General features: G+C 42.1%; 14 protein-coding genes. 8 read left to right on the forward strand and 6 right to left on the reverse strand.

Annotated features, from left to right (window positions below; genetic code table 11):
- The first annotated feature begins 64 nt into the window (after nucleotides 1-64).
- Complete coding sequence (locus CHJ_RS18630; protein WP_317918593.1) at nucleotides 65-1,513, forward strand: protein adenylyltransferase SelO; 1,449 nt, start codon at nucleotides 65-67, stop codon at nucleotides 1,511-1,513.
- Between the two features lie 255 nt (nucleotides 1,514-1,768).
- A complete protein-coding gene (trpB, locus tag CHJ_RS18635) occupies nucleotides 1,769-2,992 on the forward strand; it encodes a tryptophan synthase subunit beta (RefSeq protein WP_171751173.1) in 1,224 nt (407 codons plus the stop codon).
- A gap of 68 nt (nucleotides 2,993-3,060) precedes the next feature.
- On the opposite strand, the gene CHJ_RS18640 is transcribed toward trpB, so the two are convergent.
- Nucleotides 3,061-4,404: an ATP-binding protein gene (locus tag CHJ_RS18640; RefSeq protein ID WP_317918594.1), complete on the reverse strand. Its 1,344-nt coding sequence runs from the start codon at nucleotides 4,402-4,404 to the stop codon at nucleotides 3,061-3,063.
- The gene (locus CHJ_RS18645; protein WP_171751171.1) at nucleotides 4,397-5,089 is read right to left on the reverse strand and encodes a response regulator transcription factor; all 693 of its coding nucleotides are present in this window, start codon (nucleotides 5,087-5,089) and stop codon (nucleotides 4,397-4,399) included. The genes CHJ_RS18640 and CHJ_RS18645 overlap by 8 nt, the downstream gene beginning before the upstream one ends.
- A 168-nt stretch (nucleotides 5,090-5,257) precedes the next feature.
- Here CHJ_RS18645 and CHJ_RS18650 point away from each other — a divergent pair, with 168 nt between their 5' ends.
- The 3 genes from CHJ_RS18650 to CHJ_RS18660 all read left to right on the forward strand — a co-directional run bounded on the left by CHJ_RS18650 (nucleotide 5,258) and on the right by CHJ_RS18660 (nucleotide 8,248).
- Complete coding sequence (locus CHJ_RS18650; RefSeq protein ID WP_317918595.1) at nucleotides 5,258-6,475, forward strand: hypothetical protein; 1,218 nt, start codon at nucleotides 5,258-5,260, stop codon at nucleotides 6,473-6,475.
- 72 nt (nucleotides 6,476-6,547) lie between these two features.
- Nucleotides 6,548-7,225 (forward strand): response regulator transcription factor, encoded by a 678-nt coding sequence (locus CHJ_RS18655; protein ID WP_171751169.1) that lies wholly within the window; start codon nucleotides 6,548-6,550, stop codon nucleotides 7,223-7,225.
- Between the two features lie 147 nt (nucleotides 7,226-7,372).
- The gene (locus tag CHJ_RS18660; RefSeq protein WP_171751168.1) at nucleotides 7,373-8,248 is read left to right on the forward strand and encodes a LysR substrate-binding domain-containing protein; all 876 of its coding nucleotides are present in this window, start codon (nucleotides 7,373-7,375) and stop codon (nucleotides 8,246-8,248) included.
- Between the two features lie 100 nt (nucleotides 8,249-8,348).
- On the opposite strand, the gene CHJ_RS18665 is transcribed toward CHJ_RS18660, so the two are convergent.
- The 4 genes from CHJ_RS18665 to CHJ_RS18680 all read right to left on the reverse strand — a co-directional run bounded on the left by CHJ_RS18665 (nucleotide 8,349) and on the right by CHJ_RS18680 (nucleotide 12,066).
- Entirely contained in the window at nucleotides 8,349-9,470 is a 1,122-nt protein-coding gene (locus tag CHJ_RS18665; protein ID WP_171751167.1) for an ABC transporter ATP-binding protein, read from the reverse strand.
- Between the two features lie 96 nt (nucleotides 9,471-9,566).
- The gene (locus tag CHJ_RS18670; RefSeq protein WP_171751166.1) at nucleotides 9,567-10,046 is read right to left on the reverse strand and encodes a glycosidase; all 480 of its coding nucleotides are present in this window, start codon (nucleotides 10,044-10,046) and stop codon (nucleotides 9,567-9,569) included.
- 22 nt (nucleotides 10,047-10,068) lie between these two features.
- Nucleotides 10,069-11,010 (reverse strand): UDP-3-O-(3-hydroxymyristoyl)glucosamine N-acyltransferase, encoded by a 942-nt coding sequence (lpxD, locus tag CHJ_RS18675; protein WP_171751165.1) that lies wholly within the window; start codon nucleotides 11,008-11,010, stop codon nucleotides 10,069-10,071.
- 24 nt (nucleotides 11,011-11,034) lie between these two features.
- On the reverse strand, nucleotides 11,035-12,066 hold the full coding sequence (locus CHJ_RS18680) for a porin (protein WP_317918596.1): 1,032 nt from the start codon (nucleotides 12,064-12,066) through the stop codon (nucleotides 11,035-11,037).
- A 429-nt stretch (nucleotides 12,067-12,495) separates the two neighbouring features.
- On the opposite strand from CHJ_RS18680, the gene CHJ_RS18685 reads away from it, so the two are divergent.
- Genes CHJ_RS18685 through CHJ_RS18695 form a run of 3 tightly spaced genes read left to right on the forward strand, consistent with a single transcriptional unit; the run spans nucleotide 12,496 to nucleotide 15,847 of the window.
- Nucleotides 12,496-13,722 (forward strand): maltose ABC transporter substrate-binding protein, encoded by a 1,227-nt coding sequence (locus CHJ_RS18685; protein WP_317918597.1) that lies wholly within the window; start codon nucleotides 12,496-12,498, stop codon nucleotides 13,720-13,722.
- A gap of 9 nt (nucleotides 13,723-13,731) precedes the next feature.
- Nucleotides 13,732-15,012, forward strand: a complete 1,281-nt coding sequence (locus CHJ_RS18690) for a sugar ABC transporter permease (protein ID WP_317918598.1) — start codon at nucleotides 13,732-13,734, stop codon at nucleotides 15,010-15,012.
- A gap of 1 nt (nucleotide 15,013) precedes the next feature.
- Entirely contained in the window at nucleotides 15,014-15,847 is an 834-nt protein-coding gene (locus CHJ_RS18695; protein ID WP_171751161.1) for a sugar ABC transporter permease, read from the forward strand.
- Nucleotides 15,848-15,852 lie beyond the last annotated feature (5 nt).

Raw genomic sequence — 15,852 nt, forward strand, 5'->3', positions numbered from 1 at the left:
TGAGTAACACGAAGAGCCTCTATACTCAGAGCGCAACCACATAACGCTAAAGGGAGTTTAGCCATTGATCATCACAAATTCTTATCATGATTTAGGAGCACCGTTTTATCAGCAGATTCGGCCTGTAGCAGTAGATAGCCCTGAGCTGGTGTTATGGAATGATGAGCTTGCAGAACAGTTAGCGGTATCACAGCTGGTGATTGATAACGCCGCGAGTTACTTTTCTGGTAATCGACTGTTACAAGGTTCTATTCCATTGGCGCAAGCCTATGCAGGGCATCAATTTGGGGGCTTTAATCCTCAGCTTGGCGACGGGAGAGCGCACCTGCTTGGTGATATTCAGGCCAGAGACGGAGCCATAAAGGATTTGCAGTTAAAGGGATCGGGTGTGACGCGGTTTTCTCGCCGGGGAGATGGACGATGTGCACTCAAGCCTGCGGTTCGTGAGTTTATCATGAGCGAAGCCATGCACTCGCTGGGTATTGCCACGACACGTAGTTTATCTGTTGTGACGACGGGAGAAACGTTATATCGCGGTACTGCTGCACCGGGAGCGGTTGTCAGCCGCGTAGCCAGTAGCCATATCCGGGTTGGAACATTCCAGTATTTTGCTGCGAAAGGGGATATGGCGTCACTCGAACGCTTGCTGGGATACGCGATAAGTCGACACTATCCGGATATTGATACCATCACCGATTTATCCGTGGATGAGAAAGTATTGCGCTTTATTGAGTCTGTTATTGATCGTCAAATTAACACCGTGGTGAACTGGATGCGAGTCGGCTTTATTCACGGCGTAATGAACACCGACAACATGACGATATCAGGTGAGACCATAGATTATGGCCCTTGCGCCATGATGGGAATCTATCATCCTGAGACGGTTTACAGCTCGATAGATGAACAAGGGCGGTACTGTTATGGCAACCAACCGGCTATTTTGCAATGGAATATGGCCAGATTGGCAGAAACTCTTTTACCGTTGATGAAGGGAAGTTCAGAGCAGGCTGTTGCGAGAATCGAGCCCGTTATTCTAGGAATCACAGAGAAGTATCAAGATGCCTACTATGCCATGATGGCCAACAAGTTTGGTGTGAAAGAGTTAGAGACCACGGAGCGAGGGTTTATTGATGATATGTTGCAGCGGATGCAAGAAAATAAAATGGATTACAACCAAACATTTGCTCGTTTAACTACGATTGCTCAAGGTCAGAAAGATGAAGGGTTAGCACGTCAATTTGATGGATTATTTTCTCAATGGCAACAGCAAGGAGCACAATTAGGTCTTCAGTGCGCGACTACACTTATGCGCCAAAACAATCCGGTGGTTATTGCTCGAAACCATCACATGGAAGAGGTGCTTACAGCTTGTGAGGAGGATAACAATTATGAACCTGCCTTGCGTTTTTTAACCGTACTTCGTTCTCCTTATAATGCAGTCACTCAAACCTCTGACTATCAAGACCTACCGCGTGATGGAGATGTATGTTACCGAACGTACTGCGGTACTTAACATAGATAGACGATGTTGCTCTACTTATGTTTTGTTCAAACCGCTTTCAGGTTGCACAAAATCTGTACTCGAAAGATCAACAGACCCTATTTATGTGCAACAAGATCTCATTGACACTACCTTAAATAGAGCTTAAACTCGGCAAAATACTAGCGTACTAGTTCGCTAGATCGTTACAAATAGTGACAGCTCGATGGCTGTTTTGATTAAAAAGATAGTGATTGCTCTGTCAGTGAATAAATTAAGGTGCCCAGAATGAAAAACAGCTTTGAACATGCAATGCCTAACAGCGATGGTTATTTTGGTGAATATGGTGGTAGTTTTATTCCGCCAGAACTAGAGACCATTATGAAAGAGATTGGTCAGGCATACGATGAGTGCCGTCAAGACCCTGAGTTTTTGACTGAGCTTGCAAGGTTGTATAAACATTTTGTTGGTCGTCCTAGCCCTATTTTTCATGCACAAAATTTGTCGGAAAAATATGGTATTGATATTTATCTAAAGCGAGAAGATCTTAACCATACTGGTGCTCATAAAATTAACCACTGCTTAGGTGAAGCCCTATTAGGCAAGAAAATGGGCAAGAAGAAACTGATCGCGGAAACCGGTGCTGGTCAACATGGGGTTGCTTTGGCAACTGCGGCCGCTTTAGTCGGTTTAGAGTGCGATATTTATATGGGCGAAGTGGACATTGCTAAGGAGCATCCAAACGTCGTTCGTATGCGCATTTTAGGCGCTAACGTAATTCCTGTTTCTCACGGCAGAAAAACCTTAAAAGAAGCGGTAGATGCGGCATTTGAAGCCTACCTTAAAGATCCAATTACCCAGTTGTATGCTATCGGTTCTGTTGTTGGTCCTCATCCATTCCCAATGATGGTTCGTGATTTCCAATCTATTATTGGCAACGAAGCTCGCGTCCAGTTTCAGGAAATGACGGGTAAGCTACCGGATAACTTAATCGCTTGTGTTGGTGGTGGCTCTAATGCAATGGGACTGTTTAGTGCCTTCTTAGAGGATAAAGCGGTGGATATTCACGGTGTTGAGCCTGCGGGACACACACTGGAAGAAGAAGGCGAGCATGCGGCGACATTGACACTAGGTGAACCAGGTGTGATGCATGGCTTTAAGTCTTATATGTTAAAAGACAGCCAAGGAGAACCTCAAGAGGTGTACTCAGTGGCGAGTGGTTTGGATTACCCGTCAGTTGGACCGCAGCATAGCTACTTGAAAGACTTAGGCAGAGTTAATTACGGTACCGCGAATGATCAAGAAGCGATTGATGCCTTTTTTGAGCTGTCTCGATTAGAGGGGATTATCCCTGCGATAGAGTCTTCTCATGCCGTCGCTTATGCATTTAAGTTAGCCCAAAAAGGCTTAAAAGGTAACGTGCTCATCAACTTATCAGGTCGTGGGGATAAAGATATTGATTTTGTCGTAGAGAATTACGGCAAGCAATATGGGATAGAATCACTACTGTAAGTTGTTAGTTAAGATAGAAAACAGAACACCCTAGCCATGGCAATCGCTAGGGTGTTTTTTTATTGTCGTTACTGCTTAAAGATAAATTTGGCGCCACCTAAATCGGCTTTTCCGATGGATAATGTGCCATCTAATTTATGAGCCGCTGTTTTCGCTATCGCTAGACCAAGACCTAACCCGCCGGTTTTTTGGTTGCGGCTTTTATCTAGCCGAGAGAACGGAATAAAGAGTAATTGGTGCTGCTCTTCCGGAATACCTGCGCCGTCATCTTCAACAGCAATGTATAACTTTGGTTGGTTAGCGACGGTTATCTTAATATGGCTATCAGCATAACTGAGCGCATTTTTTATGAGGTTATCCATAAGTAGCCTAAGATGCATGCTGTAACATTGAAGCGTGCTCTCTGACTCTATCTCTAACGTAACGGTTTTACTGCTATTGGCGCTATAGATTGCCACGCGAGAAGAGATAAATTCCGACAGTAAAATATCTTCTTTTTGGCTATCCATTTCCTCACTTTTACTTGAGTTAAGCTTTGAGTAGGTGACGACTTGAGAGGTGAGTGAATCCAAGTCATCAATGTAGCTATCAATATTATTTAGCAACTCTACTTGCATGGGAGCGTCACAGCTTTTTCTTAGAATCCCGGTTGCTAGTTGTATACGGCTTAGTGGTGTGCGCATTTCATGAGGAACGGCTTGAGCAAATATTTGGCTCTCTTTCACCGTTTCAGAAATATCGTCGGCCATGTTATTAAAGTTGATGGCTAATTTTTTTATCGGTTGTGGAACGTTTTCCTCTGCTCTTACCGACAAGTCCCCTTTACCAAAAGCACTCTGAGAACGGTTAAGTGTCTCGATCTGTTTTTGTAATTTGACGGCGGGATAATACAAAACGCAGCCGATAACCACCACGATCACCAGCATGAGTAAAAACACTCCCGTGACTTCAGGATCTTCTGGCCAGAATGAATTGTATTCTTGGTAGTACTCAACAGGTACATAGGGTTGTACCAAGCGAACCCGGAGTTTTCCTGAGTTGTCGGGAAGTTGGTAAGAGGCGAGTAATGAGTCTTCGGGGTATTCCCAATACAGCTCGACCCCTTTAATGGTAGAAATATAGTTACAATCTACACAAAGTTGGCCATCTTCGGTCTCTGGAATCCACTCCAGTTCATAACCGTATCTATAGAGGATCTCCTCATTAAAGTACTCATCTGCAGAGTTATTCTGCCCATCAAGTTCAACGGTGAACTTATTATAGATATAGTTTGTATCTTGCAGAAAACGGGCGATCTCTTCTTTTTCTAAGTAGTAGCTCACCATTAATATCGTCACGAGCACCGCGCTAAATAGCGCGATAAGCATACTGAGATAAATGCGTAAAAAAGCGGGGGGGATCAATCTAGCCATTAACAAGCATATATCCTTTGTTACGTACGGTTAATATCACTTTATAGGGGGGTTGAGCATCATTTAGCTTTTTACGCAATCCGGAGATTCTCATGTCCACAGAGCGATCATTAAAATCGTAGTTGATGCCTCTGAGTGCTTGGCAACAATCTTCTCGACTTACTGCTTGTCCGGCATGTTGGGCAAGAATAGACAACATATCAAATTCAGCAGTAGCTAAGTTAAGAGCTTCTCCTTGATAGTAGGCTTGGCGGGTAGCCGTGTCTATGGTGACTTCACCGATGCTGATGCTACTGGTTTGAACAGGGGGATTTATTGTTGCTGTTCGTCTTAGCAACGCTTCAATGCGGGCAATCATAATGTGTGGGCGGATAGGTTTGGTTAGGTAATCATCGGCCCCTAGTTTCAGTAAGCTAACTTCGCTCAAGTCGTCATCGCGAGCCGTCATGACCAGTATGGGACCCTGATAAAAGGTTCGGGCGTGTTTGCAAACCTCAATACCGTCCATTTCAGGTAGCATGAGATCTAAAATCACTAAGTCTGGTGAGTGCAATTTGATTTGATCTAGCGCTTGTAATCCGTCAGCGGCGGTAATGGTATCGTAACCTTCCGCTTGAAGGTACATATCGGTAAGCCGAGAGATCTCGGCATCATCTTCTACAATCAAAATTTGTTTAGTATTCATTTGCACCTCGTCGGTTGACCATCAGTTTATCCTCCATCTGACGGTAATTAAAGTGAGCTTACATATGCTTACATGATAACGGTTTGTGCTTACATGGCCTTACCCACAAGAAAAATGGTTCTGACACAATAGTAGCGAACTTCAATATTGTCAGAAAAAGGTCGCTCGATGAAAACTTCAGTTCTTTTATTAGCCATAACCTCTGTCGCGGTTGTTGGATGCCAAGCTAGTAATGCTGGCTCGTCTACTGCTTCTTCAAAAAATAATCGTCAATCACTCTCTGCTGAAACTCGAGCATTAGGGATCACTGCGGTTCCAACGGCTTTGGCAACAAAGTATTCCGCGATTCTTGGCTTTGACCGCTATAGCAAAGTGACCACGCCTGATGGCGGTGCAATACATATTATTGTTCAAAACCAATTGTCTGATAACCAAATTGTTCGAGCACGTTCGGTATTGCAGCACTATCTTACTGATTTCCCCGGTTCTACCTATGGTGCTGATAAAAGTGCTGTAGCCAATAAGATGGTAGAGAATAACGCAACCTTATTGTTACTGAATGGCAGTGATGATGGCAGGAATCCCGCTAGGGACTTAGACGGTCAATCTTTATATCAAAATGAGATACAAGTAGAAGGGGGAACGTGGTATCAATCTCAAGACTTCTCTCATCGTGATGCGACATTCGAAGAGATTTTGCATCTAGTACATGATTACGGAATTGGTGTTGATCAAAATGCTCGTTTTATAGGAGCTTTACCCGCATATCAGGCCAACATTCGAAATGCTCAAGTTCATGCTCAAACCAATAAATTATGGGCCTTTAGTGCCGATTTTCAGGAATGGGTAACAGAGATTACGGCTGAGAATAGCTTATCGCAAGAGTATTTGGCATCTGTGATCGACTCTTATTATGGCCTATGGGGAAGTTGGAATGGCAGTACTAAATATGGCATGTGGGGGGGATATATTGCAAAAACTCGCGATGAAATAGCGGTGGAAGATCCGGTCGGAAATGCCGTTGTTAAAGAGTTCTTTCATCCTTACCTGACTTACAACGCCAGAATAGATAGCGGTTTTAGTGGTGACTTTTCTTTAAAATTTGATGCCGCTAAAGCATACAGCCATCACTCTCAGTATTTGAAGGATGTGACGTTAACCGGTTTAAATCCATCGAATGTGATAGTGAATCAAATGGATAATCAGATCACAGGTAACCAAGCCGAAAATCAGGTCATTTTCTCAGGAAACTCTTCTCAGTATCAGATAACTAAACAGCCTGACGGTAGCACGACAGTTAAGGATTTAGTGAACAGCCGTGATGGAGTTAATTATTTGAAAAATATTGAAAAAGCTCGTTTTACCGACACGGTAGTTTCACTGTAAGTGCGCAGTTTTATTCACGCTATTCATCTGTAACAGCAAGATTATCTGCGATGATTTGAAGAGGTCATGATTATGAAATGGAATGCTATTAATATTCTGCTGGTTAATGCTAACAGCGATCAGGCGATATCTACCGAACACTATTTGGCTCAAGCAGATATCGTTTGTGACTATGCTTGCCGAAGCACTTCTGTGGTTAATTTGCTTAAGTGCTCTTATTATGCCGCCATTGTGATTGATTTAGATTGCAAAAGTTTTGATGGTATTCGTTTGTGTCGCACCTTGAGAAGTGAGGGCATTGATGTTCCTGTTTTGATGACTTCTAACAATAAAGAGCTTACCAATAAAGAACGAGCCTTTGATGCCGGAACCGATGATTATCTCGTCAAACCTTTTGCAATGAAGGAGCTGGAACTTCGTATTAAAGCGCTATCTTCCCGACGCAGTGGTCAGCTGCGTAAACTTAAGGTGGATGACCTAGAACTATGTGTTGAAACTAAGCAGGTGGTGCGTGGTGGCAAGTCGGTAAAACTGACTCCGACCAACCTTAAATTGTTAGAGCTCTTAATGCGCAAGAGTCCGAAAGTGATCAGCCGCAACGAGATACTTGATGAGATTTGGCCGGAGGGGTCCCCTGATAGTGATAATCTTAAGGTGCAACTTTATCAGTTACGCACTCGTATTGATAAAGCCTTTGGCTCTCAGTTAATTCAGACTGTAACAGGATGTGGCGTCCGAATCGTTGCTTAGGGTCGGCTGATCTTTCGCGACTATTTTGCAGCTGAGAAAGACTAACAGACCCTCGTTTCGACGCCAATAAATGGTTGTTGAACAAGCATCTTGACGGTACTTGGGTATATAATCGGCATTATTACATTCCGGTTAGATAGAGCAGCAATGTTTATTTGGGAAGGCGTCAGTGAGTTTGTCGCAGTGGCAGAGTTAGAGAGTTTCACTGCGGCGTCAAAGAAATTGGATATATCCACGGCACAAGTGAGCCGACAGATCACTGCTCTGGAAAAAAGACTTTCCTGCAAGTTGTTTTACCGAACAACTCGAAGAGTGTCTGTTACAGATATAGGTCGGGTGTATTATCAACATTGCCGTCAGGTGTTGGATGGTTTGGACGAAGCGGAACGTGCCATCAGCGATTTACAGACAACACCTAAAGGGTCATTAAAAATGACCGCCCCCGGTACTTATGGAGAAGAAACTGTCGCTCCATTGGTTAATGAATTCTTGTCTCTTTATCCAGAACTGGATATTCAGCTAAACCTCTCCAATCAAAAGCAAGATTTGGTTGCCGAAGGCTATGATGTCGCGATTCGTCTTGGGCAGTTGGAAGATTCAAGTATGATGGCGCAGCGGTTAAGTTCTCGCACACAATATGTTTGTGCATCTCCTCTTTATATTAAAAAATATGGTGTTCCTCACTCATTATCAGAGCTAGATAAGCACAACTGCCTTATCGGTACGCTCAACTTTTGGCGTTTTCGCGAAAACAATAAAGAGAAACATATTAAGGTAAAAGGCAATTTGAGTTGCAACAGCGGCAGAGCTTTGTGTGATGCGGCGGTTAAGGGAATTGGTATCGTACAACTGCCGGATTATTATGTTAGTGAGTACATTGATAGTGGAGAGCTAGTAACGCTTTTAGAAGGTTATCGTGAAGAAGATGATCATATTTGGGCGTTATATCCACATAACCGTCATTTATCTTCCAAAGTACAAATGCTGGTGGATTTTCTTAAAGAGAAATTACAGCAACCGTAAGTAGAGGTGGTTGATAAGCGTTGCTCTGCAAGGTAAAAGGATCTCATAACGCGCACTTAATGTGCGCGCTTTGTTGATGAGAATTTGGTTTATTGAGAGATTACAGTGTTAGGTTCTCTTCTGTATCTGCATCAAAAATATGGCAAAACTCTGAGTTTAAGTTGAAGTTCAAATCGGAGCCTATGTCTGATGTCGTAATATGCTGACCACTCACTCTAGAGATGATCTCATTGTCTCCAATTTTGAAGTAAAGGTATTTTTCATTACCTAAGTTTTCAATCACCGTGAGTTTGCCTGTATATACATTTATCTCTTCGTTTGGCTGAGCTAAGCTAATATGCTCAGGGCGTATACCTAAAAATACCGACTTATCAATATGTTGCTGTAGTTTTTCTTGTTTGCATTCAGGCAGTAAAAGGTGTACCTGGCTGGCTAACTCGGCGTAAATATGGTCACCTTGTTTTCGTATAATGGCTTTTATTAAGTTCATCGATGGTGAACCAATAAATGTGGCTACAAATTTATTGGTTGGATAGTTATATAAATTTTCGGGGGTGTCGACTTGCATGATTTCCCCTTGATTGAGCACGCATATACGGTCACCTAGCGTTAAGGCCTCTGTCTGGTCATGGGTGACATATACCATGGTAGCAGGATTGCCCTCTTCTTTGAGCGACTGATGTAATTGAGCAATCTTAACTCGCATTGATACGCGAAGCTTAGCGTCAAGGTTCGATAAAGGTTCATCAAATAAGAACACGTCAGGTTTACGCACGATTGCTCGGCCAACGGCAACTCGTTGACGTTGACCTCCTGACATCTCTTTTGGTTTTCTATCTAATAGATCGGTTATCTCGAGTTTTTCGGCCGCTTCTTCTACCCGCTGCTTTATCTCTTCTTTTGGTCTCTTTTGCATCTTTAGTCCAAAAGCCATATTGTCATAAACGGTTTTATGCGGATATAAGGCGTAGTTCTGAAATACCATGGCAATGCCGCGATCTTTAGGGGCAAGTTCATTGACCCGTTTGCCATTTATGCATATTTCGCCACCCGAGATGGTTTCTAAACCGGCTATCATACGTAGAGTCGTGGATTTAGCGCAGCCTGACGGGCCGACAAAAACCATAAACTCACCCTCTTTAATATCAAGGTTGATGCCATGAACAGCTTTAAAGCCATTGTCGTACTGTTTTTCTAAATTGCGTAGGCTTACTGTAGCCATTCGACTCTCCACATATGAACACGATAACGAGTAGTGACGATTAACGTCGTTGTATCAAGGTTATTTTCTCTGAAAAGATCACTTACACCGAGAGGTCTATTTGCACACAGAGATTAATGCTGAGATGGGTTTTTTATCTTCAGCAAGTTTGATGCTCCAAAGGTATTTTCCGGCATGAGGAATGTTTACAACGGTATTTTTTGCAAAACCGCCTCGTTTTAATGCCTTTTCATACCCTACCTTCATCGATAATCCAGCTGCGGTATATTGAGGGTTCCACCCCATAGTGGCAAATTGTAAGCTGACATTACCTTGCTTCTCATCACTCACGATTTGATATATTCCGTCGCCTTTGTAACCCATTTTACGGTTTTCCATGTGGATCCATTGTCCGTCATCAAACGTACCAACAACGTATAATGAAGGTCTGACAGGTCCTCTTTCGTCCAGTGTCGGTAGGTCACAATTTGCCATTGGGCCTGTCGCGAGTTCCATATTTGCAGGGGAATCAGATGTACTTGCACAACCGAACATAACAAGTGACGCTAATGCAGAAAATAACAATTTAGATTTCATAATAATTTGCCTTTTAAATGGGTTATTTATTGTTTGTTAATCGGTTCAGCACCGCTAAATTTTTGTAGTAGGATCTGGCGTCTTTGGCTGGGTATCCAAATAGATCGCTATTTTCAGGAAATGAGTGACTCACACCAGATTTTGCTTTAATAACTGAGTTGCTGCCGATTGATAGGTTACCGGCAGTACCTGCCTGACCATGCACAATAACGTGATCCCCTAGTGTTGTATGACCAGCAAATCCAGTTTGAGAAACTAATAGACAGTGCTGGCCAATGATGCAGTCGTGACCTATTTGTACGAGGTTGTCTATTTTTGTGCCCTTGCCGATAACGGTGTTACCTAGCGTGCCTCTATCTATGGTGTTGTTAGAACCTATTTCAACATCATCTTCAATGACAACTCGGCCAACGCTTTCAATGCGCTGATACCCTTGCCCTTCGCCTGCCATATATTCAAAACTGTAGTTGCCTATTGAGTTATTGGAATCGATGGTAACGTTATTGCCAATGATGGTGCCTTCTTTGATAACGGTATTGGCATGGATTGCGACGTTATCGCCAATGGTGACACCATTCATGATTTTGACTCCGGGCATAAAGTAACACCCTTGCCCGATGGTACAGTGCTTGCCTATATAAACATCTGGGTTATCAGAACTATTTCCTTGATCAAATAACTGATACTTGTGAACCTTATAATGACGAAGCAGTTGGTTAATTTTGTCTGCTTTTAAGCTGTCGATAACAATTTTTGTTTTTACGTTACACTCTAATATTTCTGGCGGGCCAATAATAATATCTGCAAAAGCTTCAGAAATATGGCTAAGATCTTTCTTCGCAAAAACAATGGCTAATCCACCTTTCTCCTTGCTTTTTATCGGTCGAATGTGAGAGATGCTTTGCTGCTCATCCCCGACGATAGAACCTGAAATAATCTGTGCAATTTCCAAAGCTTTTATCATGATATTTTCTCGGCAAATAGTAATTTAAAAACGGTATAAAGCCTGAACAAATACAGTGTGCTGTTTTAGCTCACTCTCGTTTTTCGCTTCCCAGCCAGCCAGTTTACTCTTTTTCTCTGTTTCGTTGGCGTATTCGTATTCTGCTTTCATTAACCAGTTTTCACCAACGGCCTGCTCGTAGCCTACTGTTGCTTTACGAATATCTTTGAAATAGTCAACATTGGCGTTACCGCTGCTTTTAGCACTATGTTTTGTTTCATTTTCGCCAACGCGCACACGTACATAAGCTGTGCCAGCATCGTCAAAGCTATACTGTACGATAGGTTCGAAATACTTTTCAGTGAAGTCACTTTCTTCGCTTAGCGTACCTGTAGACGTTTTACCTTCGTTCTCTTTGATCTGATAGAAGAACTCAATACCCATCAACCAGTTGCCAAATCGAGTATAGGGTTTAAACAGAACGCTATAACCTTTTTCGTCTCGTTCACCCCAAGCACTCTTATCTTCACTATTAAATAAATACTCTAAGTTAGAATAGAAGCCCCAACTGTTGTCATTATCCCAGTAGGTGAGGTAAGGACGAATACTGTTTTCTGCTTTGGTTTTGTTTAATCCTTTTACGTTAGGAGAATAGACTTTACTCTTAGTGTATTCTAATTCGTAGATTAACCCTGTTCCCCAACCATTAGATAAATCGTAACCTTTGTTTAATGAAAATAGCTGCTTAATGCCATCTTCATTTTCATGATAACTTGGTTCTCTCTGTTCTCGATTTTCAAGTTTTAGGGCATATAAGGCAGTAAAGTTCCACGTTGGATTGTTGTAATAAAGACCTACAACCTCGTGAGTGGTGGTTTTCTCTTTTTTCTTATTGCCGTTAAAGCCGTTTGTTACTTTATCTTCGAGTTCAAAAGAGGTGCCGACATGACCACCAAATTCTAGCGCTTCATCGTAGACACTTTTCTCGATAGAGAATCCGCGATCATCTGCTGCGTGAGCAGTGAAGGGAATGGCAAGTGCATTCGCGACTAATACTGATATGAGTGTTTTTTTCACTGTAAATCCTTAGTTAGCAATTAAATAGAATGAAGTTATTGCTATGGCCAATTAGCTTTTGTAGTCGTCCATAGTGAACGCCTATTTGCATTGTTCTTTATTTCCCTGTTTTTTTCTTGTGCATGAAAGTCTAAATGTGATTTTGATCACTTTGTTGTGGTGATTTTATTGACCGAAATCACAATAAACTAGGCATATTGATAAAGATAAATATATTCTTCAGAAAAATAGATAAAAAGTTCTATCGTGCTAGAGCAGTTGTTATTGCTTGGGTTGGAGAGGTTTTAATGTGCGTCACAAATAATTACTTGATGTCCATCACAATAAATATAGCGCCGAAATTGATTATGTTGACTTATTCAAGCGAGATAATATTCTATTTAGTAGTTCTTGATGTACTACTAAAATCACAAGTGGGTTGGTGTGTAAATGAAAAACAAATTATTTAAAGTAACATTACTTTCGTCTTTGCTAATGTCATCGGTTATCGCGGCAGAAGAGATTAAACCTGAAGCGGGAGCAGAGCTATTAATATGGACTGACAAAACGACGCTCAATTATATGGAATATGCCGCGGACGAATTTAATAAAGACTACAACTACGCTATTGATTTTACATTTAGAGGGATCGCCCCTATAGATGCAGCTTCTCGCCTTATTCAAGACGGAGGTTCAGCGAGAGTGGCAGACGTTGCTGAAATTGAACATGACTTATTGGGTAAGTTGGTTGTTGCAGGGGGAGTAATGGAAAACCTTGTTTCTGCTGACAAAGTAGACAAGCTCTTTATGCAGAATGCGGCGACAGCGGCGAAAGCGGAGAACAGCAGTTACGGATTCCCTGTTAGCTTTGCTACCACTGTACTGTTTTACAATAAAGATCTGCTCACTTCTGCTCCTAACACTTTTGAAGAGATCGTTGAATTTGCTAAGGCATTCAATAATAAAAAAGAGAATAAGTACGCACTGCTGTGGGATATACAAAATTATTACGAGTCGCGAATGTTTTTGACGCAGTTTGGTGCATATGAGTTTGGTAATAACGGTACAGATGCGAATGATATTGGTATTGCATCCGTAGAAGCTCAAATGGGGCTTACTGTTATGAAGAAACTGCGTGTGGCGAACAACTCAAACCCTATGGACATGCGTAATCCACAGGTGAGACGAGGGTTATTCAGTGAAGGAAAAGTCGCCGCGATTATTGATGGTCCATGGGCAATTCAAGGGTATCAAGAGTCGGGAATCAATTTTGGCGTTGTACCTATGCCCACTTTAGGTGGTCAAAAGTTACGAACCTTTTCTACCGTTCGCCTGGCTGTCGTTTCGTCTTATACTGAGTACCCGAGAGCCGCACAGTTGTTTTCAGATTATCTCTCATCCAGCAAGATGCTTAAAAAACGTTATGAGATGACCAATGCGATTCCTCCTATGACTTCTGTTTTAGAAGAGATAACCAGTAATGTAAGTGAGGCCACTCAAGCCATCATCGCTCAAGGGTATTACTCTGATGCTATGCCATCCATTCCAGAGATGGGGTATATCTGGTCACCGATGGCCAGTGCTATTACGGACTTATGGGTAAATGATAAGCCTTCTAAAGTCGTGCTTGAACGTGCGTTGTCTATTATTGAAGAACAAATTGAGTTGCAGGAATAACTAGTGACTATGCAAGCGACTAATAGAACATTCGCAAAATTGCCCCTATCTATGCTGTTTATGGGGGCAACACAGATAAAGCGTGGTTATCAAGTAAAGGGACTGCTATTTTTTACTTTACAGATCCTAGCGCTATTAATGTTGCCCGACATTATCATTGCCATTCAAGGGTTGATTTCACTAGGAGATGTCGCACAGAGCCGCAAAGGTTTTGAGATTATTCAGGGTGACAACTCAGTATTTATGCTTGTTGAAGGTGTGATTGCGCTTATTGCTGTCGTGTTGATTACGTTGGTGTATCTGTTAAACGTTAATGATGCAAAATCTCTGGCTTATTGTCGTTTATCGATGACTGAACAGTTGGCGGACATTTATAATCGTAGATTTGCCTTTATTGTGCTCTCTCCGGCATTTATAGCTTGTATCGCGTTTATCATTTTGCCAATCGTGATTACCGTTTTAGTCTCATTTACCAACTATTCAGCGCCAAATCATATTCCTCCGAGAAACCTTGTGGACTGGGTTGGGTTTAAAAACTTTTTTGCCTTATTTGAGTTGCGTATCTGGTCCAATACTTTCTTTGGTGTTGCATGCTGGACAGTGCTGTGGGCGATATTTGCGACCATTTGTACCTGTGGATTTGGTTTTATTCTTGCGTTAGCCCTGTCTAACAAAAAGATTAAAGCCAAAAAAATGTGGCGATTTATTTTCATCTTGCCTTACGCCATTCCTGCATTCGTTACTTTGCTTATGTTTAGGCTGCTGTTAAACGGTGTTGGCCCGGTCAACAATGTTCTTAACTTATGGGGATTTGATTCAGTCGCGTTTCTTTCTGATCCTATTAACGCAAAGATCTCTGTGATCGCGATAAGTGTTTGGGTGGGGGCACCGTATTTCATGTTATTGATTTCTGGTGCGTTAACCAATATTCCATCAGACATCTATGAAGCGAGTGAAGTGGATGGTGCTAACAAGTTTCAGCAGTTCTGGGAAATTACTCTGCCTATGGTGATGCATCAAGTAGCGCCTTCTCTTGTGATGACATTTGCGCATAATTTCAATAATTTTGGTGCGATTTTCTTGTTAACGGGTGGGGGACCGATTAATCCAGAATATCGTTTCGCTGGTCATACCGATATTTTAATTACTTGGATATACAAATTGACGCTCGACTTCCAGCAATATCAAATTGCATCGGTAGTTTCTATTGTCATATTCCTGTTCTTGTCAGCGGTTGCGATCTGGCAGTTCCGTCGGATGAAATCGTTTAAAGATGATGTAGGTATGTAAGATGGAAAAGCTTATAGGAAAATTAGGAACAGCGGTTGTTTACCTGTTTCTTACACTCAATGCGTTGTTGGTGCTTGGCCCTGTTATTTGGACTGTACTGGCGTCATTTAAGCCTGGTAACAACTTGTTCAGTTCTTCATTTGGACAAATGGAGTTTACTTTAGACCATTACAAAGCCCTTTTTACGGATACCCCGTATTTGGAGTGGTATAAGAATACATTTGTATTAGCTACATCAAATATGTTGATTTCGTTAGTAGTGGTAACCATTACGGCATTTGTCTTTTCCCGCTATAGATTTAAAGGCAAGAAAAACACCATGATGACGATATTGGTGTTACAGATGTTTCCCGCATTTTTGTCAATGACGGCCATCTACATCCTTTTGTCTAAGTTGGGATTGATTGACACATATGTTGGATTGCTTGCGGTATATGTCACCGGATCATTGCCATTTATGACTTGGTTGGTTAAAGGTTATTTCGACGCCATTCCTACCTCATTGGATGAGGCTGCCAAAATAGATGGTGCGGGTCATATGACGATATTTTTGGAGATAATTCTGCCGCTTGCCAGACCGATATTAGTGTTTGTTGGGCTAGTCTCTTTTACGGCTCCGTGGATGGATTTTATTCTTCCCACCTTAATTCTTCGAAGCGAAGAGAAAATGACTCTCGCTATCGGCATTTTCAGTTGGATATCGTCTAATTCAGCAGAAAACTTCACCTTATTTGCAGCGGGCTCTTTGTTAGTCGCTGTTCCCATTACTTTATTGTTTGTGGCTACACAAAAACACATTACAACCGGCCTTGTCAGTGGCGCAGTAAAAGAATAATAACT

It is taken from the genome of Vibrio sp. MACH09 (genome assembly GCF_033238805.1).
GTDB lineage: Bacteria > Pseudomonadota > Gammaproteobacteria > Enterobacterales > Vibrionaceae > Vibrio.